This window comes from Klebsiella terrigena (assembly GCF_006539725.1).
Taxonomy (GTDB): domain Bacteria; phylum Pseudomonadota; class Gammaproteobacteria; order Enterobacterales; family Enterobacteriaceae; genus Klebsiella; species Klebsiella terrigena.
On the sequence record NZ_BJNO01000017.1, the window covers coordinates 98,341 to 117,890 of the forward strand.

At 56.8% G+C, this 19,550-nt stretch carries 16 protein-coding genes, 3 tRNA genes and 1 pseudogene; 13 read left to right on the top strand and 7 right to left on the bottom strand.

The window, feature by feature from the left end:
- Positions 1–17: 17 nt before the first annotated feature.
- The gene (locus RTE01_RS18285; RefSeq protein WP_134526419.1) at positions 18–926 is read right to left on the bottom strand and encodes a LysR family transcriptional regulator; all 909 of its coding nucleotides are present in this window, start codon (positions 924–926) and stop codon (positions 18–20) included.
- A 107-nt stretch (positions 927–1,033) separates the two neighbouring features.
- Here RTE01_RS18285 and RTE01_RS18290 point away from each other — a divergent pair, with 107 nt between their 5' ends.
- From RTE01_RS18290 to ydgU, 3 genes are all read left to right on the top strand, one after another.
- Positions 1,034–1,663 carry an NADPH-dependent F420 reductase gene (locus RTE01_RS18290; protein ID WP_141335247.1) on the top strand — a complete coding sequence of 210 codons (630 nt, stop codon included), beginning with the start codon at positions 1,034–1,036 and terminating at the stop codon, positions 1,661–1,663.
- Between the two features lie 188 nt (positions 1,664–1,851).
- On the top strand, positions 1,852–2,334 hold the full coding sequence (asr, locus tag RTE01_RS18295; RefSeq protein ID WP_134526422.1) for an acid resistance repetitive basic protein Asr: 483 nt from the start codon (positions 1,852–1,854) through the stop codon (positions 2,332–2,334).
- Positions 2,335–2,403: 69 nt separating this feature from the next.
- Positions 2,404–2,487 (top strand): small membrane protein YdgU, encoded by an 84-nt coding sequence (ydgU, locus tag RTE01_RS26720; RefSeq protein WP_455430947.1) that lies wholly within the window; start codon positions 2,404–2,406, stop codon positions 2,485–2,487.
- 86 nt (positions 2,488–2,573) lie between these two features.
- Here ydgU and RTE01_RS18300 read toward each other — a convergent pair whose 3' ends face one another.
- Entirely contained in the window at positions 2,574–2,897 is a 324-nt protein-coding gene (locus tag RTE01_RS18300; protein WP_134526425.1) for a hypothetical protein, read from the bottom strand.
- A 554-nt stretch (positions 2,898–3,451) separates the two neighbouring features.
- Here RTE01_RS18300 and RTE01_RS18305 point away from each other — a divergent pair.
- From RTE01_RS18305 to RTE01_RS18315, 3 genes are all read left to right on the top strand, one after another.
- Positions 3,452–3,528 (top strand) — tRNA-Val (locus tag RTE01_RS18305).
- Positions 3,529–3,532: 4 nt separating this feature from the next.
- Positions 3,533–3,609 (top strand) — tRNA-Val (locus RTE01_RS18310).
- A 3-nt stretch (positions 3,610–3,612) separates the two neighbouring features.
- Positions 3,613–3,689, top strand: a tRNA-Val gene (locus tag RTE01_RS18315).
- Between the two features lie 293 nt (positions 3,690–3,982).
- Here RTE01_RS18315 and RTE01_RS18320 read toward each other — a convergent pair.
- Positions 3,983–6,251, bottom strand: a pseudogene (locus RTE01_RS18320) (TonB-dependent siderophore receptor).
- Between RTE01_RS18320 and RTE01_RS18325 the strand changes: the two are divergent.
- Complete coding sequence (locus RTE01_RS18325) at positions 6,250–6,618, top strand: hypothetical protein (RefSeq protein WP_134526429.1); 369 nt, start codon at positions 6,250–6,252, stop codon at positions 6,616–6,618. The pseudogene RTE01_RS18320 and the gene RTE01_RS18325 overlap by 2 nt on opposite strands.
- A gap of 400 nt (positions 6,619–7,018) precedes the next feature.
- On the top strand, positions 7,019–8,629 hold the full coding sequence (locus RTE01_RS18330) for an FAD-NAD(P)-binding protein (RefSeq protein WP_134526432.1): 1,611 nt from the start codon (positions 7,019–7,021) through the stop codon (positions 8,627–8,629).
- A gap of 383 nt (positions 8,630–9,012) precedes the next feature.
- On the opposite strand, the gene RTE01_RS18340 is transcribed toward RTE01_RS18330, so the two are convergent.
- Positions 9,013–9,198, bottom strand: a complete 186-nt coding sequence (locus RTE01_RS18340; RefSeq protein ID WP_134526435.1) for a con-10 family general stress protein — start codon at positions 9,196–9,198, stop codon at positions 9,013–9,015.
- A 41-nt stretch (positions 9,199–9,239) separates the two neighbouring features.
- On the opposite strand from RTE01_RS18340, the gene RTE01_RS18345 reads away from it, so the two are divergent.
- The 3 genes from RTE01_RS18345 to RTE01_RS18355 all read left to right on the top strand — a co-directional run bounded on the left by RTE01_RS18345 (position 9,240) and on the right by RTE01_RS18355 (position 12,049).
- The gene (locus RTE01_RS18345; RefSeq protein WP_141335249.1) at positions 9,240–9,530 is read left to right on the top strand and encodes a hypothetical protein; all 291 of its coding nucleotides are present in this window, start codon (positions 9,240–9,242) and stop codon (positions 9,528–9,530) included.
- A 193-nt stretch (positions 9,531–9,723) separates the two neighbouring features.
- The gene (locus RTE01_RS18350; RefSeq protein ID WP_041145933.1) at positions 9,724–10,608 is read left to right on the top strand and encodes an SDR family oxidoreductase; all 885 of its coding nucleotides are present in this window, start codon (positions 9,724–9,726) and stop codon (positions 10,606–10,608) included.
- Between the two features lie 223 nt (positions 10,609–10,831).
- Positions 10,832–12,049, top strand: a complete 1,218-nt coding sequence (locus RTE01_RS18355) for an MFS transporter (protein WP_141335251.1) — start codon at positions 10,832–10,834, stop codon at positions 12,047–12,049.
- 66 nt (positions 12,050–12,115) lie between these two features.
- On the opposite strand, the gene RTE01_RS18360 is transcribed toward RTE01_RS18355, so the two are convergent.
- The 3 genes from RTE01_RS18360 to RTE01_RS18370 form a co-directional block, all read right to left on the bottom strand.
- The gene (locus RTE01_RS18360; protein ID WP_071844942.1) at positions 12,116–12,751 is read right to left on the bottom strand and encodes a carbonic anhydrase; all 636 of its coding nucleotides are present in this window, start codon (positions 12,749–12,751) and stop codon (positions 12,116–12,118) included.
- A 151-nt stretch (positions 12,752–12,902) separates the two neighbouring features.
- Entirely contained in the window at positions 12,903–14,552 is a 1,650-nt protein-coding gene (locus RTE01_RS18365) for an OFA family MFS transporter (protein ID WP_141335252.1), read from the bottom strand.
- Between the two features lie 273 nt (positions 14,553–14,825).
- Positions 14,826–16,613: a sigma-54 interaction domain-containing protein gene (locus RTE01_RS18370; RefSeq protein ID WP_141335254.1), complete on the bottom strand. Its 1,788-nt coding sequence runs from the start codon at positions 16,611–16,613 to the stop codon at positions 14,826–14,828.
- Positions 16,614–17,099: 486 nt separating this feature from the next.
- Here RTE01_RS18370 and ygeW point away from each other — a divergent pair, with 486 nt between their 5' ends.
- Both ygeW and dpaL read left to right on the top strand, forming a co-directional pair.
- Positions 17,100–18,287, top strand: coding sequence for a knotted carbamoyltransferase YgeW (ygeW, locus tag RTE01_RS18375; protein ID WP_041145936.1), 1,188 nt, complete (start codon positions 17,100–17,102; stop codon positions 18,285–18,287).
- A gap of 60 nt (positions 18,288–18,347) precedes the next feature.
- Complete coding sequence (dpaL, locus tag RTE01_RS18380) at positions 18,348–19,547, top strand: diaminopropionate ammonia-lyase (protein WP_141335256.1); 1,200 nt, start codon at positions 18,348–18,350, stop codon at positions 19,545–19,547.
- The last annotated feature ends 3 nt before the right edge of the window (positions 19,548–19,550 follow it).

Consider the following 19,550-nt stretch of genomic DNA (forward strand, 5'->3'; position numbering starts at 1 on the left):
TTTCGGGGCGCCGTTTCTCAGCGATAGCCGGGTCCGTGCGGGCCCAGCGCCTCTCTCAGCGCCTCAACAAAGCATTTGATTTTGGTCGTGCGTCGGCGTCCTGCCGGCACCAGCACGTGCATCGGCCGCGAAGGGCCGGAAAATCCCGATAAAACCTGCACCAGCCTGCCCTCCTCAACCTCAACTCTCAGCACCTCTTCCGGCCCGAGGGTGATGCCGTGCCCGGCGAGAGCGGCGTTCATCAGCGCTTTCCAGTCGTTCGAACGGAAGCGCCCGGCGGGTTTAACCTCCACCGTGGCGCCCTCCCTGGTGAACTGCCAGCGGCAGGCGTTCATGGCCGACCAGTGGCCATAGACCAGGCAGGAGTGGTGCTGCAGATCCGCCGGCGTCTGCGGCTCGCCGTGGCGCAAAATATAGTCAGGAGAGGCGCAGGCTATTAACCGGTAAGGACGCAGCGGCCAGGCGACCATGGTGCTGTCGGCCAGCTCGCCGATGCGAATAATCACCTCGAACTCCTCTTCTATCGGGTCGACGATGCGGTCGCTGAGGGTCAGCTCAACCTGAACCTCGGGGTAGCGGGCGAGATAGTCGGTGATAAACGTCGAGAGCGCGTGCGAACCAAAGGTAACCGGCGCATTGACTCTGATAATGCCGGAAGGAGTCGCCTTCATCTCCAGCGCCAGCGCGTCGGCCTCAGCGACTTCGTCCAGCACCACGCGGCAGCGCTCATAGTAGCTGCGGCCGATATCGGTCAGGGTTTGCCGCCGCGTCGTTCGCGCGATGAGCGAGGTGCCGAGATGCGCCTCGAGGGCCGCTACGTGGCGGGCAACCATCTGCGGCGAAAGCTGCAGCTGTTCGGCAACGGCGGCAAATGAGCCGGTTTCTGCCGCCTTGACGAAAACCTTCATGCTGGTGAGCTGATCCATGATTCACTCATTTGAGTTGTTTATCATGCAACCATCTTACGATTTATCTTCTGTGACGAGGGAATTAAATTTATTTCCTCAACGAGACAATTTGTCAGGAGTCAAAGATGAAGATCGGAATAATAGGCGCCGGGTTTGTAGGACGCTCCATCGCTAAGCTTGCGCTGCAGGCCGGGCACGACGTGATGCTCAGCAACTCACGGGGGCCGCAGACGCTGTTCAGCCTGCGGCCGATGATCGGCTGCCAGGTGGGCAGCGCGGACGAGGCCGCCGAATTTGGCGAGGTGGTGGTGATTGCCGTCCCCCTCAGCGCCATCAACGCGCTGCCGGTCGCCGGGATTAAAAATAAGCACGTTATTGATGCGGTCAATTACTACCCGCAACGGGATGGCGACATTGCCGAGCTCGATTCCGGGCAAACCACGACCAGCGAACTGCTGGCGCGGAACCTGCCCACCGCCAGAATCACCAAAGCTTTCAACGCCATCCCGATGACGCAGCTGGAAAGCGATGGCCTGGCCGCCGGGGCGGAAAATCGTCGGGCGCTGCCGCTGGCGGGCGATGATGAAGAGGGGAAAACCATTGCCGCCGCGCTGTACGACGCCTTTGGTTTTGATGCCCTCGACGTCGGGCCGCTGAGCGAAGGATGGCGCTTTGAACGCGGCACGCCCGCCTATTGCGTTCCCATGAGCCGACGGGAGCTTGCCGCGACGCTTGCCCAAACGACGCGCGGCTAAGCCCGTCCCTACTCCGCTAACGCTTCCTCGTTAGCGGAAACCCTCTTATGCCCTCCCGCAGCCTGCGTCGTACATTCGGTTACCTGCCGATACCAAACACTCACTGAACTCGCGCCATGACCGGCATATAGTTGTTTCAACAGCCCCGCAGTGGGGTTAACTGAAGAAACATTTTCGAGGATATCAGAATGAAAAAAGTATTAGCTCTGGTCGTTGCCGCTGCTATGGGTCTGTCTTCTGCTGCTTTCGCTGCTGATGCGGTAAGCACCACTCAGGCTCCAGCTGCTGCAACTCACAGCACCGTTGCCAAGACCACTCATCACAAAAAACATCACAAAGCCGCCGCTAAACCGGCTGCAGAGCAGAAAGCTCAGGCTGTGAAAAAACACAAAAAAGCAGAAGCTAAACCGGCTGCCGCTCAGAAAGCCCAGGCCGCTAAAAAGCACCATAAAGCCGCAGCTAAACCTGCCGTAGCCCAGAAAGCTCAGGCCGCTAAAAAACACCATAAAGCAGCAGCAAAACCTGCCGTAGCGCAGAAAGCCCAGGCTGCTAAAAAGCACCATAAAGCCGCAGCAAAACCTGCCGTAGCGCAGAAAGCTCAGGCTGCTAAAAAACACCATAAAGCTAAACACCACACTGCCGCTAAACCGGCTGCACAACCGGCTGCATAATTAATCCGGCTCGTCTGGTATCGTAATAAATCGGCGCTGCTTCAGCGCCGATTTTTTTAGGAGAGCACTATGCTGCAACGCTATCGTTTTGAGCTCATTCTGATCCTACTGATAATCTGTGCCCTCTTCACCCTTCGCCTTATATTTAAATAAAACCCAACGCTTCCCTTAATTAAAAAAGGCCGCAGCAGAGACCTTGTTGATATCAAAATACAAAAGCGTTACGACGATACTTATTATTAAGTACGACGCGTCACTTCAAATACCCCTGGCGCAACTTCAATGACCGCGAACTGGCTGTATGAAGTCCCGGTTGAGGTATACGGCTTCGCCTGTACGTCCCGGTCTTCAAGCTGCACTACCGCATTAATCCGCGTCAGCAGGCATAGCCCGCGGGCAAAAGACTCCTGCGCCCCGGCCCGCAGGTTAAAATTGTCGGTGCTGCAGGTGGCATATTTTATCTCACCATGCACGCGATAGCGGGTAGTATTTACCACGCAGGCCTTCGGGTATGCGCCATCTAACTCTTCGTTTTTTAAATCCTGAACTTCATGTGTGCTCATTTTCATTTCCCTTGATTGTTTAGTGAGTGCGAGAACCACGTTACGCCGTTAATAGCCATGAATTCGTGACCAAAATCAAATTTAAACTCGCGGGGGAAATAATCATATTAATATCGTATATAAGAAAATGCCTACACCATAAATAAAACCCACGAAAATACATTGACCACACAAATTATTACCGAAGGTTAAATGCATTTAACTAATAAATATCGTATGAAACAAGCGCGAGTCTTTTTTCTATTTTCACCCGGGAGAATAGTTAGTCGACGCCGGCTATCCGCCGCGTCCCCCTTTGCGTCCGCAACGGATTTACGATACCGCGCCCGCCCGTCAACAGGCGCCACTCCAGGCGGGTGGAAGCGTTCCTCATGGCCGGTCGCTAAGGCCTTCTGGTGAAAACTGGGCAAGAAATATCCTTGATCATCAGCAAAATATAGACAACATGAGTAAAACTTCCGCAATCGCGTCTGTTCTGCAAGAAAAGTGACGTTTGCCTCTTGCCACAACCTCTCCCGATCGCTAATATGCGTCCCCGTTGTCACCACAACATTGCGTTCATAGCTCAGTTGGTTAGAGCACCACCTTGACATGGTGGGGGTCGTTGGTTCGAGTCCAATTGAACGCACCATAAAGCGTTTATAGCTCAGTTGGTTAGAGCACCACCTTGACATGGTGGGGGTCGTTGGTTCGAGTCCAATTAAACGCACCAAATGCGTCCGTAGCTCAGTTGGTTAGAGCACCACCTTGACATGGTGGGGGTCGGTGGTTCGAGTCCACTCGGACGCACCAGATTTTCTTAATCTGGTGCATTTTCCTCGAAAGAAGCGCTTTCTACAGCCGTTCAGCCCTACTCAATATCCCCTGTTCCACGATATTCAAATCCGTTTAATACCCGACGCCTGATGCTAACCAGAGATTCCAGTCCTGATCGGTTCCGTCAGCGGCACGTACCGCAGGTGCTTTAGCGCCAGCAATCCGCCCGGCAAACGCTACGGACAACTCATCAAGCTGCCCTTTGCCGTTTTAGCTGACGGCAAAAAAGCCGGAGTAGCAACCTATTCCGGCCCGTGATTGATGATGTTTTAGAAATGCGTATTCACGCTCACATAGAACGTCCGCCCCGACTCGTTGTAGGTTTCCGCGCCGGCGCCATACAGATAAGCCCCGGTTGTCGAGTTCCCCGTGGTCTGCGCATTACCGGCGCGATAGTGGCGAATATCAAACAGGTTATCCACGCCGCTGGTCAGACTCAGGTTTTTATTGACGTCCCAGGTCGCACTTAGCCCAACAATGCTGTATGGACTGACTTCGTTTAGCTCGCTTCCGGACACCGCCTCACCTTTATAGTTAAAGCGCTTCGGTTTCTGGCGGCCATACCAGGTGAAGGTGCTCTGTAAGGAGAGATCGTCACGCACCTGCCAGCTAACGGTCAGAGTTCAGCGTGAACTGCGGAATGACCGACAGGCGATCGCCGGTGGTCTTGTTCTTGCTCTGCAGCATCCACGTCAGGTTGTTGCTCCAGCTGACCGTTTCGCTCACCGGCAGATTTAGCGAGCCTTCCAGCCCTTCTACCAGCGCCTTCGGCACGTTTTCCCATTGATAGATATTGGTCGTACCGTTGCTGGCCGTGCCTACCGCCGAGTAACCTGACTCAATCTTATTACGGTAGTCGTTGCGGAACCACGTCAGCCCCGCCTGATAGCCCTCGTGCTTATACTCAAGACCGATCTCTTTGTTAACGCTGGTTTCGGCCTTCAGATCGCTATTACCCATCAGGTAACAGGCGGAACTGCTGGCGTAGCAGCCCTGGCCGTTACTGTACAGAATATAGTTCGGGTTGAGCTGGTAGAGGTTCGGCGCTTTATAGGCGCGGGCAATCCCCAGTTTCAGCGTCCAGTCATCGGAGAGCCCCTGGGAGAGGTTCAGAGATGGGCTCCAGTTATTACCGACAATACTGTGGTGATCAAAGCGCAGGGCTGGCGTCAGCATGGTGCTATCCGTCAACGCGATATTGTCTTCGGTAAACAGCGAGAAAATTTCCGCGCTGGAGTACGGGCTGCGCCCGGTTGCCGGGGTGCCGTCGATGGAGCCATAGGAGAGAGACTGGGTGGTCGACACGCCATCCTTCATCCGCTGTTGGTTCCACTCGGTGCCCAGGGTCAGATTCTGCTCAACCCCGAGGGTAAACGGGATATTCACTTCACTGTGCAACAGCACGTCCGAGAGGTCGATATCCGAGAATTCGCTGCTGGAGAAGATGCCCTCCGTCCCGCCCGCCAGCCCTTCGCTCATCCGCGAGTTGCGGGTATGTTCATACTGGGCATAGCTGTTGCTGGTCACGCCGTTATCCCAGCCGCCGGTCCAGGTCACGCCGTAGGTCTGGCGATAGAGGCGGTTGGTCTCCTTGCCGTACATGCTTTTCACCAGCGTGCTGGTGTTGGTGTTCTGCGTGTCGCCGGCGTACAGGTTGCCCTGACGGCTGTAGCCGGTTTCGAACTCCAGCGCCTGCATCGGCGCAAACTCCCAGCGCAGCTTGCCGTGGATATCTTTATTCACGACGCCTTCGCGCCCTGCAGGATAGGATCCCGCATAGGTACCGGTTCGTGCCGCTTCATGGCCGGAGTTAATATCCTGGGCATCGGCCTGCGTCTTGCTCAGGTTACCCCATAAATTAAAGCTGACCTCATCCGACAGCGGACCGTTTAGGCTGAAGTTCGTGCGCTTCGTCGAGCCCTCTTTACGGTGCTGAGGGGCGTTCATATAGGTATTCCAGGAACCATGCCACTCGCTGCTGGTCGGTTTAGTGACGATGTTAACCACGCCCCCCATTGCGCCATTGCCGTAGCGGGCCGCCGCCGGGCCACGAATAACGTCGATATGATCGATCATTTCCGCCGGTACCCAGCTGGTATCACCGCGCGTGTCGCGGTCTCCGCGCCAGCCATAGCGCACGGAGTTACGACTGGTCACCGGTTTACCGTCCACCAGTATCAGCGTGTTCTCAGGCCCCATACCGCGAATATCGACCTGGCGGTTATTACCGCGCTGACCGCTGGTGGAGTTGCCCGTCAGGTTGACGCCGGGCTGGGTACGAATCAGTTCGGAGACGTCGCGTGCGGGTGGATGTTTGCGGATTTCATCGGCAGTGATGGTGGAAACCCCGGGGGCCTGGAGAGTCTGCGCGGCTGCGGTAACGACCATCGTTTCGTCGTGTTTCTCCGATGCGTTTGCCGCAGCGGATCTCTTCGTTTCGTCTGGCGTGCTGTCGTCAGCGGCCTGCACCGGCGACCCCGCTCCCCAGATAGCCATAGGAATCAGCGCGGCCAGCGAGTAGTGTGAATAATGTTTCATGGAATATGCCCTGTTTTCTTATTTTGCCGTCGGGGCACGCCTTCTTCATCCGTCAGATAAACAACGGCAGCGACCTCCAGGCACAGAACATCTTCTCTGGTTTTGGCGTAAGCAGGCGCCTCCCGATGTTATATCGGGATATCAATTACCCTTTTTCGCCAAAATAAAAATTCCGCCCTGGAAAAACGAAGAGACAAACGCGCCACGCTATTCTTTGATAGCGTATTCCGAACAGCGCTCAATAGGATTATTGTGCCGCCCTACGTTATTAAAAATGAGATTCATTATCAAGCCCATAATTAACAAGCAGAAAGAAAAGAAAAATACAACAACAAAAACAGCGAGATACAAATACAATCAAGGTTAGTTAATTACAGCCCATAAAATCAAATGAATGACATCCACATTAAATAAACACAATTTAATCATAATATAATCACAATCTTGAAATTCGGGGTTTATTTATTCATTCAAAGAAAATACCGTCCGCGTTAATTATTAAGCCCCCTCCTTTCGAGAATTTGCAGTTCCTCATACCGGCATCCCGGGCAGGCTAACGCTGCGCAATTGACGACACCAAAAAATGATTTTAAGTCCCCTTCAACGAAAGGATGCTCCCGCCGCTTCCGCCAACTATTCGCTAGCAGATACAGGCACTTTACCGCTGCCCCGCGATCCCTCGTTTATACTTTGCTCTGTGCCCTTAGTTACACCTTCAGCGTCAGCCAGATAACGGATGGCTGCGCCAAAACAATGAGCCCATATCAATGAAGAAAATTGCGATTATCGGCGCCGGACCGACGGGAATTTATACTTTTCACGCCCTTTTACACAACGCGGTGCCGCTTGCCGTCTCCATCTATGAACAGGCCGACCGGGCCGGCGTCGGGATGCCCTATAGCAAGGAAGACACCGCGCGGATGATGCTGGCGAACATTGCCAGCATCGAAATCCCCCCCATTTTCTCAACCTATATCGACTGGCTGCAGGGGCTGAGCGCTGAGCATCTGGCGCGCTACGGGGTGCGTAAAGAGTCTCTTCATGTCCGCCAGTTCCTGCCGCGCCTGCTGCTGGGTGAATATTTCCATGACCAGTTTCAGCAGCTGGTGGCGACGGCCCGCCAGCGCGGATTTGAGGTCGCGATCCATGAATCCTGCCGGGTGGAGGATCTGCACGTTACCTCCGAAGGCGTGATGCTCTGCGCCCAGGGGCTTGCGGAACCCGCGCATTTTGACCTTGCGGTTATCGCCACCGGACACGTCTGGCCTGAAGACGACACCACCCCACGCGCCCACTTCCCGAGCCCCTGGTCGGGACTAATGAGCGCGCGCATCGCGCCCTGTCGGGTCGGAATTATGGGAACGTCGCTCAGCGGCATCGATGCCGCCATGGCGGTTGCCGCGCAGCACGGGGATTTTGTGGAGGCGGAGGACCGGTCGCTGAGCTTCAGGCTGGATCGCGGCAGCGAGGCGCTGGAAATGGTGATGATGTCCCGCTCCGGGATCCTGCCTGAAGCCGACTTCTACTGCCCCATTCCCTATGAACCCTTAACGATCGCCAGCGACGAGGCGATTGCCCGGCACATCGCCGCCGGACCCGAGGGGCTGCTCGACCGGGTCTTCGCGCTGATGGCGCAGGAAATTGACGCCGCCGACCCGCAGTGGAGCCGGGAGATAGCGCTGCACTCGCTTAACGCCGACAGCTTCCACGATGCCTGGTTCGCCGCGCGCAGGAAGAGCGATCCTTTCCGCTGGGCTGAGGCGAATCTCATCGAGGTCGAGCGCAACAAGCGCGACAGGCGCACGGTGGCATGGCGCTATGCAATCCTCAGACTGCATGAAGCGGTCCAGGCCATCGTCCCTCATCTCGACTCACGGGACGCGGAGCGGTTTAGCGCCGGCCTCGCGCGGGTGTTTATCGATAACTACGCGGCGATCCCGTCGCAATCCATTCGCCGGCTGCTGGCGCTGCACGAGGCCGGCGTTATCAGCATTCTCCCGCTTGGACCCGATTACACCATCGCCATTGAGGATAACCTGACGGAAATAAGCGTTGGCCAGTCCAGGTATGCCTTTGAGGTCTTTATCGATGCCAGAGGGCAGAAGCCGTTGAAGACCAAAGACCTGCCGTTCCCGACGCTGCGCCAGCAGATCCTCGCCGCCGGGGACGCTATTCCCGACGTCGGGGAAGACTACACCCTGCTGGAGCCGGAGATCGTTCGCGGGCGCATTGCGTTTGGTGCGCTGCCCTATCTCATGCACGACCGCCCGTTCGTTCAGGGGCTTACGGTCTGCGCGGAAATTGGCGCCGCGATGGCTAAAGCCGCATCGCAGCCGGCAGCGCGCCCGCGGCGGTGGCTGCCGTTTATCGAGCGCTAGCCGCCATTGACGCTTGCGGGCGGGCATCGGCGCTAAGGCCGTGCCTGCCCTTAGCGTCGGTCAGGAGCCGGCTGCCAGGGGTCCTTTTGCCGATCTTCGCTATCATCCCTTTTACGCGGAATTTCCCCCCGTTCGCGGGGGTCGTCTTTTGCCGGATGGCGGGCCGGTTTATCAGGGTCATTTACGCTAGAATGGGACACAGTATTTATCCTCCGCTGCTGGCTGCGGTTATTACGCAAAGAGCAGACTATTTAACAGATGACGCAGATATATAGCATTGTTGCCGGTGCGTTGACGCTGTGGGTAAAAAAATGCGGGCCAGCGGCCCGCAGGATATATAACGCTGACGATAGCGTTACGCTTTATGCCAGACCGCACGGGAATTAGCTGGCGCCTGATTTATGCCCGCCGCCGTGGCTATTCTCACCGCCTTTTTTCCCGGCTTCTGAAGCGCGCTGGGGATCGTTTTTAAAATTCCCCCCGCTATGCTGACCGCCTTTACGACCGGCTTCAGATGCTTTTTCCCGGTCTTGCGCGAAATTACCCGATCCACCTCTGTGCTCTGTCATAATGTTACCTTTCGGTTGGTTTATGAAAAATGATTCGCGCTATGGCAAATCATTGCCGTCGAGAATTAACAGTAAGTGACAGGAAGCCTGTGTCAAACCGCCGGGCCGCTTACCCGGCGGGCCAGACCAATAAAAACGGTGCCAGAAATAAATTTAAACATCTCGGCTCATCCCATCTAACCCTCAACAGGACAACCCATCAAGCGGTGGCGGATTATTTTTTCAGCGGTAAAATTGAGCGTATTTGTAAAGAACGTAAAATTAACGCCATCCGGCCGCAGAATAATCCCCCCCACGCATCCACAGGTAATAAACCCCGCACCAGCCGTTAGAACAATCCTAAAATTTTACCCGACCCACATCGGTCGCAGAAATAAAACATCGCGGCTAATCAGACAATTACGCATGATATTGCCCTGCGGCAGCATAATAATACCGGCACCACCGCTGACTTAATTCCTAAAATACCTTTTCCTGCCGCCCATTGGACCTATGCTTAATATTTGCCTGAACAGAGGAAATTATATGAGCGACCACGCCAAACACAGCGCACAATACCCCCGCCCTCCGTTTGCCGACCAGCCGCAAACGCCTCCCGGCCTGGCTTCGGAGATGCTGCCCGTTCCCGATCACGGTGAGGAAAGCTACGTTGGCTCGGCCAGACTGTCCGGCAAGAGAGCGCTGATTACCGGCGGCGACTCGGGTATCGGCCGCGCGGTGGCCATTGCGTTTGCTCGTGAAGGAGCGGACGTGGCAATAAACTATCTGCCGGAGGAAGAAGCCGACGCCGAAGAGGTCATCGCTCTGATTGAGGCCGCAGGGCGCAAGGCGGTGGCTATTCCCGGCGATATTCGTAGCGAATCCTTCTGCGAAGCGCTGGTTGAAAAGGCCGCCAGAGAGCTGGGCGGTCTGGATATTCTGGTGAATAATGCCGGGCGTCAGCAGTACTGCGACTCGCTGGCAGAACTCACAACGGCGGATTTTGACGCCACCTTCAAAACCAACGTCTACGCGCCGTTCTGGATAACCAAAGCCGCGCTGCGCCATCTCAAAGAGCATAGCGCGATCATCAACACCTCTTCGGTTCAGGCCTTTAAGCCGAGCCCGATACTCTTTGATTACGCCCAGACTAAAGCCAGCCTCGTGGCCTTCACCAAATCATTAGCCAAACAGCTGGGTCCGAAGGGGATCCGCGTCAACGCCGTCGCCCCCGGCCCCTACTGGACGGTTCTGCAGTCCAGCGGCGGCCAGCCTGAGGAGAAGGTCCGCCAGTTTGGTGCAGATACCCCGCTCGGTCGCCCTGGGCAACCGGTGGAAATTGCCCCGCTGTACGTGACGCTGGCCTCCGACGCCTGCTCGTTCACCTCCGGCCAGGTCTGGTGTTCTGACGGCGGCGATGGCGTGCTGTAAGTCGTCCGCCAGCACGGCTGAGGACCCGATAGCGTTGTCGGCGCGCCGGCGTTGACAACGCTACAAATATGCAATATTAAATTAACACTTGCACTCCTCCCCGGCGGATCCCTGGTTATGTAATGTCCTGACAATAAGCCCGATAACAGTTGTATTAATTTTCAGCTAACGGCGGCTAGCCCGTGGCTGGAAAAGCAATTTTTCGCTTATTACGGACATGACAATGATTCGAATTCTTCTCCAGACCATGGCGAATAAGCCGTGGCTACGCCTGCTCGCTCTCGCGTTTCTGATCTCCTCGATAGGCAACGGTATCACCTGGATCGTCGTGTTTGGCGAGCTAATCCGCCTCTCGGCCCCCGTCGCGTCGCTGGCTCTTGCCTACGTTCTCTCCACCGTCCCCGGACTGCTTGGCAGCATCGCGGGCGAACGCTTTTGCCAGCGCCTGAGCCCCTTTACGATCCTGATACTCGGCGAAGGGCTTGGCCTTATCGGGCTGGCGGTGCCGTTTTACGCCGTGGCGATTGACTCTATCCCGCTGCTGCTCATGGCTCAGGCGATCGGGGCGTTCACCACCGGCATGACCTTCCCGGCGCTGAGTCAACTCTTCAAAACCGGCCTGAGCGAAGAGGAGCTCCCGGTCGCCACAACGCTCGAAAGCCTTATTTTTGCCGGCAACGTGCTCTGCGGCATTGGTTTGGGATTAGTCCTGCGGGGATATATGAGCGCGACTCATCTGCTGCTTATCGATCTGCTGAGCTTCGCCGCCGCCCTCATCCTCCTCGGGCGGGCGAAAAGGCGCGTCGGCGCGCCGTTTGTCGAGCACGTCCGGAGCCTCTCTTCGCTGCGCTGGCAAACGCTGACCCATTCTCAGCGCCACGCGATGCTGCTCCTGCCCCTGCTGGCCGCGGCGGGGGCGCCGGCAATGGCGCTGCTGCCGGGGCTGGCTCCCGGGGCGCTCTCATCAGGCTCGCCGGAACAAACAACCGCTCTGGCGCTGCTTTTTACCCGCAGCCTGGGCCAGCTGGTTGGGCCGCTGCTGCTCAACCCGGCGCGTTTTGAAAAAAACAGCAGCAGCAACGGGCTGCAGATCGGCTGCCTGGCGATTTTTCTGCTGTGCTACGGGCTAATCCCCTTCGCGACGTGGCCCGCTGTGGCGCTGGTGCTGGTCTTTGTGGCGCATATTTTCTCTAACGTCGTGTTCTCCCTCGCCGTCTACGCGCTGCTCAAAAACTTCGAGCGGCAACAGGTGCCAGCCGCAATCGCCAGAAGCTACCGGCGACAAATGGCGGTCTCGGCGATCGTCTCTCTCGGCGCAGGATACTGCGCTGAGGCTATCGGAGCCGCCGGCTCGCTCTATCTGTTCAGCGGAACGGGATTTATTTTGAGCGTCGCGCTGCTGGCGATCGGCAAAGCCTCTATCAAACCCGAGCGGGCGTAGCGGAACGTTTATCAGCAGGATGACGGCGAGGTGCGGGATGCAGGGCTTCCATGCCCTGTAGAAGAGCTACTCGAAGAAAACTTCAGGATTTTCAGAGAGCGAGACGAAGGATTTGGTGTTTTTATCGAGGGCACCAATCGCGCCGCTTTCGATATCATATACCCAGCCGTGCAGGCGCAGCGCGCCGTCGCGCAGCCCGACGGCTACCGACGGATGCGTTTTGATATTGTTAAGCTGGGCGATAACGTTCTCACGCACCATCGCGTTCACTTTATCAATTTCGCTATCCCAGGTTTTGCTGTCAACAACCGCTCTTGCCGCATCGGCATAGTGCAGCCAGTGGGAAACCGCCGGCATGGAGTCGAGGCACTGGCAGGTCGCAACCGCCGTCATCGCGCCGCAGTTAGAGTGGCCGCAAATCACGATATCGGTCACCCCGAGGGCAACAACCGCGTACTCGATGGTAGCTGAGACCCCACCCGGTTCCGGCCCGAAGGAAGGCACGATATTACCCGCATTACGAATAACAAAGAGCTGTCCAGGATCCTGCTGGGTCACCAGTTCTGGCACCAGACGGCTGTCGGAGCAGGAGATAAAAAGCGCTTTGGGATTCTGGCTGGAAGCCAGGCTACGGAAGAGCTCTTTACGCTGGGGGAAGATCTCTTTTTGGAAGTTGAGGAAACCCTCAATGATATGTTGCATAGCAGTGTCTCTTTTCTCTGTTTTAATTACGGTATGACAAAGATCACAGTATGTAGTGTATCACCGACGGGTCGAATGGGAATTATTTTGATAAACGGCGATTGAGCAAGCACCCGGCCGATGCCCCAGCGGGCGCTTGCCTGACGGATAGCTACATAAAGAACTTCACCGCCTGTTGGAAGGTGGTCCCTATTCCCCACAGCAGCGGCACCCCTACCGCGAACCAGCTCAAGGCCATCAGCGCCCGCGACGGCCGAGGCTCCCAGCTGAGCTGCGCGTTCTCATTCACCGTATACAGCCCTTTCGCCTGCTGCTGTTGCTGGGCGGACATGGCATATTTTTGCGGTATCGGGCGGATCAGCTGGTTGCAGATCAGGCCGATAACCAGCAGCCCGGTGAGGACCATCAGCGTAATATCGTACACCCGCTGCGGAGCAAGCCCTTGGGCCAGCTGATATTCCCGTAAATAATTCACTAAAACCGGGCCGCTAATACCGGCGGCGGACCATGCCGTCAGCAGACGCCCGTGGATCGCCCCTACCATCTGCGCGCCGAAGATATCGGCCAGATAGGCGGGGATAGTGGCAAAGCCGCCGCCGTACATCGAAATGATAACGCACAGGGCGCAGACGAAAATGGCGACATAGCCGCCGTGGTTGATCAGCGGCAGGGAGCCGTACAGCGCGGCGCCGAGGAGAAAAATCATGGCAAAGGTCATTTTCCGGCCGCAAAGATCGGAAACCGAAGCCCAGAAGAAGCGGCCGATGATATTAAACAGGCTCAGCAGCCCGGTAAAGCCTGCTGCCATGGTGGCGATGCGCCGCAGCTGGTCGGCGTTAAGCTCGTGCCACTGCAGAGTCGTCGCCAGCAGCTTGCCGGCAAAAATCTCCTGCAGCATGGGCGAGGCCATCCCTAAAATACCGATCCCCGCCGTCACGTTCAGCCACAGCACCAGCCACAGCAGCCAGAACTGCGGCGTGCGCCAGGCTACGCTGACGTGTACCTGAACGGTGGAATGCGCGCTCATCACTTTAAGCGCCTTCTCCCCGGCGGGATGCCAGCCCATCGGCGGCAGACGATAGCCGAAGGTACCGCAGAGCATAAACAGGGCATAGATGGCTGACAGCGCCAGAAGGCTCTGCCAGACGCCGTTACCCGTCGCGTCGGCGAAAAAATTCATCAACGCGTTTGCCAGAGGAGCCCCCACCAGCGCGCCGCCGCCAAAGCCCATTATCGCCATGCCGGCGGCCATTCCGCGCTTATCGGGGAACCAGCGCAGCAGGGTCGAGACCGGTGAAATATAGCCCAGCCCAAGGCCGACGCCGCCAATAACCCCTGCCCCCAGCCAAAGTAGCCAGAGCTGATGAAAATAGATGGCGACGCTTGAGAGCAGCAGTCCGCCGCACCAGCATAGCGTTGCGATGAAGCTCACCAGCCGCGGCCCGACCTTTTCCAGCCAGCTTCCCCACAGCGCCGCAGAGCAGCCGAGAAAGACAAAAAACAGCGTATAGGTCCAGCCTAGCAGCGAGATTTTCCAGTCGCATTCGCGGGTAAAAAGCTGCTGCCAGAAGGAGATCGTGACCGGGCACTGCAGCGATCCGCTGCCGCCCACCAGCTGCGACATCGGCAGCCAGAAAACGGAAAAACCGTAGGCCATCCCAATACAGAGATGCACCGCCAGCGCGGCCGGCGGCACCAGCCAGCGGTTAAATCCCGGTCGGGCGATAATGCGCGGTTTTGAAAAAAATGCGTGTTGCGAGGGTACGGATGAGGGAGCGATATTGTCATTGGTTTGCGCCATGTTCCTGTCCTTATCATGTTTGCTTACCGGCCGCCACGGCGGCCGAAGAGAACATCACAAGGCAAGAACGGTGCCATTCATCCCGTTAAGGCCATGAAATGGCGACTGAAGCGAGCAAGCACGGCGGCGGATCGCTTTAGCCATTATGCTCAAAAAACGAACAACCCCGAATTCATCAAATAGCGCCAACACAGCGGACGCCCGGTAGCGATTTTGATAACCGCTCTCTCAGAGTGATACGCGGGGCGCTTTCAGCCCCTGCGGCCGGCGCCTCTACAGCCCCACCAGCTCATATTTTTTGATCTTACGATACAGGGTGGCAATGCCAATCCCGAGCTCATCTGCCGCCTGCTTTTTATTGCTGTGGCGGGTTAAGGCTTCGCGGATCATCTGCCTTTCCATCTCCTCCAGCGCCGTGACGCTCTCCTCTTCTCCCGGCATGCTCACCGGCTCGGCGGCACCAGGCTCACGCTCGGCAAGCCTGGCGCCGCTGATAATATTGGGCGGCAGAAGCGAGGCGTCGATAACCTCGCCCGAGGGCACCACGTTGACCAGATACTCCATCAGGTTGCTCAGCTCGCGAATATTTCCCGGCCAGCGGTAGCCCTTCAGCATGGCAACGACCTCCGGCGCCACGCCGGGGTAGACCAGCTCAAGGCGCCGGGTGTGCAGATGGAGAAAATAGTGGATCAGCAGCTCGATATCCTCCTGACGCTCACGCAGCGGCGGCAGTCTGAGCGGGATCACGTTGAGGCGATAGTAGAGATCTTCGCGGAATTTACCGGCCACGATAAACTGCTCGAGATTTTGGTTAGTCGCCGAAATAATGCGGATATCGACGGGCACCGGATGGCTGGCGCCGACGGGCTGGATTTCGCGCGATTCAATCGCCCGCAGCAGCTTAGCCTGCAGCGTCAGGGGCATATCACCAATCTCGTCGAGAAACAGCGTGCCGTGGTTTGCCGCCTGGATAAGCCCGGTCTTGCCGTTCACCGAGGCGCCGGTAAACGCGCCCTTGACGTAGCCGAAGAGCTCGCTTTCCAGCAGCTGGTCAGGGATAGCGGCACAGTTAATGGCGATAAAAGGTTTGGCCTGACGATCGCTGAGCTTGTGTATCGCTCTGGCAACCACCTCTTTCCCGGTGCCGCTTTCGCCGGCAATCATGACGCTTGAGGGGCTGGGCGCGATGCGGCTGATCAGCTTTTTCAGCTGCCGCATCGGCCGACACTCTCCCACCATCTGCGCAATCTGCGCAATCTGCGGCTCTTCCACCGAGGCGCTTAAATTCGAAGAGGAGTGCGATTGATGGAAGGCCATTAAAAACAGCCACTGATCCTGAACCGCGTGCAGCTGGCCAATAATCATTTCGGTCTTGTTATCGAATGAGATCACGTGCTGCATATGACCGCGCGTGAAATTATGCTCAAAGGTCAGCGGCCTGAAATTAATCAGCTGACCGATCATATTCCCCTGGTTCGCCCCGAGAATCTTTAACGCCGTGTGATTGGCAAATTTGACCTTCTGATCGTGACCGACAACCAGAACCCCCTGGTCCATATTTTCGATCATCGTTAAAAACATTTTCTGGATATTATCGCTGCCGCCCTGATCCTCCAGCAGTCGCGAAACAAATATCGACGAAACGTGGCGAACATAATCGGAAAACTCGCGCAGGTTGTCATTAATACGCTCCTGCTGTTCGCAGGTTAATGCCACCAGGCTAATGACCCCTACGCACTGCTCCTGATAAATAACCGGGGTTCCCAGAAAAGCTTTCTCTTTACAGCTATCTTTACTGGTACATCCCTTACACAAGGGATCGAAGCGGGAATGGGTGACCACCTTCTCTTTCTTTGTTTCAATAATGTAGCGCAAAAGTCGCGAATCTGTATTTAATTTGCGCCCCAGTGATTTGGCATATACGCCGGTCCCGGCAACCCGGCACAGCGTGTTATCAACAATTTCAACTTCGAGCTGAAGCACGCTGGATAGCATCCTCGCAAAGCGCTGGATGGTCGGCTGAATCTGCATCAAAACGGAAAATGTGTTAGAGGGCATCATAATAGACCTTTTAATATCACTAACCAACTGAGATATCTGGGATATGTGATTGTTCTTATTCTTCGGCCATGATACTAACTCAGCCGCCAACAATATTTGACAGAGGCAGGTTTCTTTTTCACTCCTTGACGAAAATATGTAAGAAGTATCACATTTTCATATCAATATGAGAATTGACGCGGCGTATTTATCACTTTGGTGGCTTTTTACGCTGCCGCCGGGAGTATATCGCTGCGGGGACGTAACCTGCTTTAGCCCGCATTCGAATAAGACCGTGAAGTTATTATTACCGCTGTCCACCTGAAGCTATATTTCGTGACAACCCTCGCATAATTCTCGCCACTTTTCCCCTGTTACGCCTGAGGCTGGATGAACTGGCATGCTTATTGTTAGGACAAATATAGCGCTGGCAGTCGCTATTGCGTCACCACCCTTTTCCGACCGCACAGCAATCATTAAGCCGTCACTCACCCCAGGATTTAAAAAATGAAAACTGTTAACGACCTGATTAAGGATATCAACAAGCTAGATTCGCATCTTCATCAGAAGGACTTCCTGCTGACGTGGGAGCAGTCCCCGGATGAGCTAAAACAGGTGCTGGACGTTGCGGCGGCATTAAAAACCCTGCGCGCGGAAAATATCGCCACCAACGTATTTAACAGCGGTCTGGGCATTTCGGTTTTTCGCGACAATTCAACCCGCACGCGCTTTTCCTACGCCTCGGCGCTAAACCTGCTCGGCCTTGCGCAGCAGGACCTGGACGAGGGTAAATCGCAGATTGCCCACGGCGAAACCGTACGTGAAACCGCCAACATGATCGCCTTCTGCGCGGACGCTATCGGCATCCGCGACGACATGTACCTCGGCGCCGGCAACGCCTATATGCGCGAGGTGGGCGAAGCGCTCGACGACGGCTATCGTCAGGGCGTGCTGCCCCAGCGCCCGGCGCTTATCAACCTGCAGTGCGATATCGATCACCCCACCCAGGCCATGGCCGACCTCGCCTGGCTGCAGGAGCATTTCGGCTCGCTAGAGGAACTCAAAGGCAAAAAAGTCGCCATGACCTGGGCCTACTCTCCGAGCTACGGTAAACCGCTCTCGGTCCCGCAGGGCATCATCGGCCTGATGACCCGCTTCGGTATGGATGTCACCCTCGCCCACCCGGAAGGCTACGATCTGATCCCCGACGTTATCGAAGTGGCCAAAAACAACGCCGAGGCCTCCGGCGGCAGCTTCCGCCAGGTCACCAGCATGGAAGAGGCCTTCAAGGATGCCGACATCGTCTACCCGAAATCCTGGGCGCCCTACAAGGTCATGGAAAAGCGCACCGAACTGCTGCGCGCTGAGGATCGCGACGGACTGAAGGCCCTGGAAGCCGCCTGCCTGGCGCAGAATGCGAATCATAAAGACTGGCACTGCACCGAAGAGATGATGGCGCAGACGAACGGCGGCGACGCGCTCTATATGCACTGTCTCCCCGCCGATATCACCGGCGTCTCCTGCGCCGAGGGCGAAGTCAGCGAAGCGGTCTTCGAAAAATACCGCATCGCCACCTATAAAGAAGCGAGCTGGAAGCCGTACATCATCGCCTCGATGATCCTCTGCCGTAAATATGCCAAACCCGGCCTGCTGCTGGAGCAGCTGCTGGACGAAGCGCAAAAACGCGTCAAATAACCCCTCAGGCCGGCCGCTGGCCGGCTCTCCCCCTCACGTCATGAAGGATAAGGAAAGAGTATGTCTGCTTTCTCACTGAAAATGGATATTGCCGATAATCGGTTTTTTAACGCCACGGGTTCGCCGCTTTTTTCTCGCCAGCAGGCGCAGCAGGCGCGCTGCTTCCATCAAAAAATCGCCGGCTATAAGCCCACGCCGCTGTATGCCCTCAACGACCTTGCCGCCCTCTTTGGCCTCGGCCGGATTCTGGTCAAGGATGAATCGCAGCGCTTCGGCCTGAACGCCTTCAAGATGCTCGGCGGCGCCTGGGCCATTGCGCAGCTGCTGTGCGAAAAATATCACCTGGATATCAACGAATTTTCCTTCGACACGTTCAATCCCGGCATGACGGAGAAAATGACCTTCGCGACGACCACCGACGGCAACCACGGCCGTGGCGTGGCGTGGGCCGCGCAGCAGCTGGGGCAAAACGCGGTGATCTATATGCCAAAAGGCTCGGCCCAGGAGCGCGTCGACGCCATCCGGCGGCTCGGCGCCGAGTGCATCGTCACCGAAATGAACTATGACGATACCGTGCGCTTCACCCTGCAAACGGCGCAGCAAAACGGCTGGGAGGTGGTGCAGGATACGGCCTGGGAGGGGTATACCCGCATCCCGACCTGGATTATGCAAGGCTACGCCACCCTCGCCGACGAAGCGGTCGAGCAGATCGCATCCATGGGCATTGCCCGCCCCACTCACGTGTTTCTGCAGGCCGGCGTCGGTGCCATGGCGGGAGGCGTGCTGGGCTACCTCGTGGACGCCTATGGCGCCAACAATTTGCATTCGGTGATTATCGAACCCGAGCTGGCCGACTGTATATACCGCTCCGGCGTTAAGGGCCAAATCGTCAACGTCGGCGGCGAAATGGCCACCATCATGGCCGGCCTCGCCTGCGGCGAGCCCAATCCGCTGGGCTGGGAAATTCTGCGCAACTGCGCGACCCAGTTTATCTCCTGCCAGGACGCCGTCGCCGCCCTCGGGATGCGCGTGCTGGGTAATCCCACCGGCGGCGATCCGCGGGTGATTTCCGGCGAGTCCGGCGCCGTCGGGCTCGGAGTGCTGGCCGCCGTACATTTTCATCCCCAGCGCGAAGCGCTAATGCACAAGCTCAGGCTGGACAGCAACGCCATCGTGCTGGTCATCAGCACCGAAGGTGATACCGACGTGAAGCACTACCGGGAAGTGGTCTGGGAAGGCAAACACCCGGCAGCACGATAGGCC

What these genes read in the sequence shown, in the direction of transcription:
- RTE01_RS18285 (WP_134526419.1), bottom strand. Translation starts at nt 926, where the DNA reads ATGGATCAGCTCACCAGCATGAAGGTTTTCGTCAAGGCGGCAGAAACC.
- RTE01_RS18290 (WP_141335247.1), top strand. Translation starts at nt 1,034, where the DNA reads ATGAAGATCGGAATAATAGGCGCCGGGTTTGTAGGACGCTCCATCGCT.
- asr (WP_134526422.1), top strand. Translation starts at nt 1,852, where the DNA reads ATGAAAAAAGTATTAGCTCTGGTCGTTGCCGCTGCTATGGGTCTGTCT.
- ydgU (WP_455430947.1), top strand. Translation starts at nt 2,404, where the DNA reads ATGCTGCAACGCTATCGTTTTGAGCTCATTCTGATCCTACTGATAATC.
- RTE01_RS18300 (WP_134526425.1), bottom strand. Translation starts at nt 2,897, where the DNA reads ATGAGCACACATGAAGTTCAGGATTTAAAAAACGAAGAGTTAGATGGC.
- RTE01_RS18325 (WP_134526429.1), top strand. Translation starts at nt 6,250, where the DNA reads ATGGAATATGCCCTGTTTTCTTATTTTGCCGTCGGGGCACGCCTTCTT.
- RTE01_RS18330 (WP_134526432.1), top strand. Translation starts at nt 7,019, where the DNA reads ATGAAGAAAATTGCGATTATCGGCGCCGGACCGACGGGAATTTATACT.
- RTE01_RS18340 (WP_134526435.1), bottom strand. Translation starts at nt 9,198, where the DNA reads ATGACAGAGCACAGAGGTGGATCGGGTAATTTCGCGCAAGACCGGGAA.
- RTE01_RS18345 (WP_141335249.1), top strand. Translation starts at nt 9,240, where the DNA reads ATGGCAAATCATTGCCGTCGAGAATTAACAGTAAGTGACAGGAAGCCT.
- RTE01_RS18350 (WP_041145933.1), top strand. Translation starts at nt 9,724, where the DNA reads ATGAGCGACCACGCCAAACACAGCGCACAATACCCCCGCCCTCCGTTT.
- RTE01_RS18355 (WP_141335251.1), top strand. Translation starts at nt 10,832, where the DNA reads ATGATTCGAATTCTTCTCCAGACCATGGCGAATAAGCCGTGGCTACGC.
- RTE01_RS18360 (WP_071844942.1), bottom strand. Translation starts at nt 12,751, where the DNA reads ATGCAACATATCATTGAGGGTTTCCTCAACTTCCAAAAAGAGATCTTC.
- RTE01_RS18365 (WP_141335252.1), bottom strand. Translation starts at nt 14,552, where the DNA reads ATGGCGCAAACCAATGACAATATCGCTCCCTCATCCGTACCCTCGCAA.
- RTE01_RS18370 (WP_141335254.1), bottom strand. Translation starts at nt 16,613, where the DNA reads ATGATGCCCTCTAACACATTTTCCGTTTTGATGCAGATTCAGCCGACC.
- ygeW (WP_041145936.1), top strand. Translation starts at nt 17,100, where the DNA reads ATGAAAACTGTTAACGACCTGATTAAGGATATCAACAAGCTAGATTCG.
- dpaL (WP_141335256.1), top strand. Translation starts at nt 18,348, where the DNA reads ATGTCTGCTTTCTCACTGAAAATGGATATTGCCGATAATCGGTTTTTT.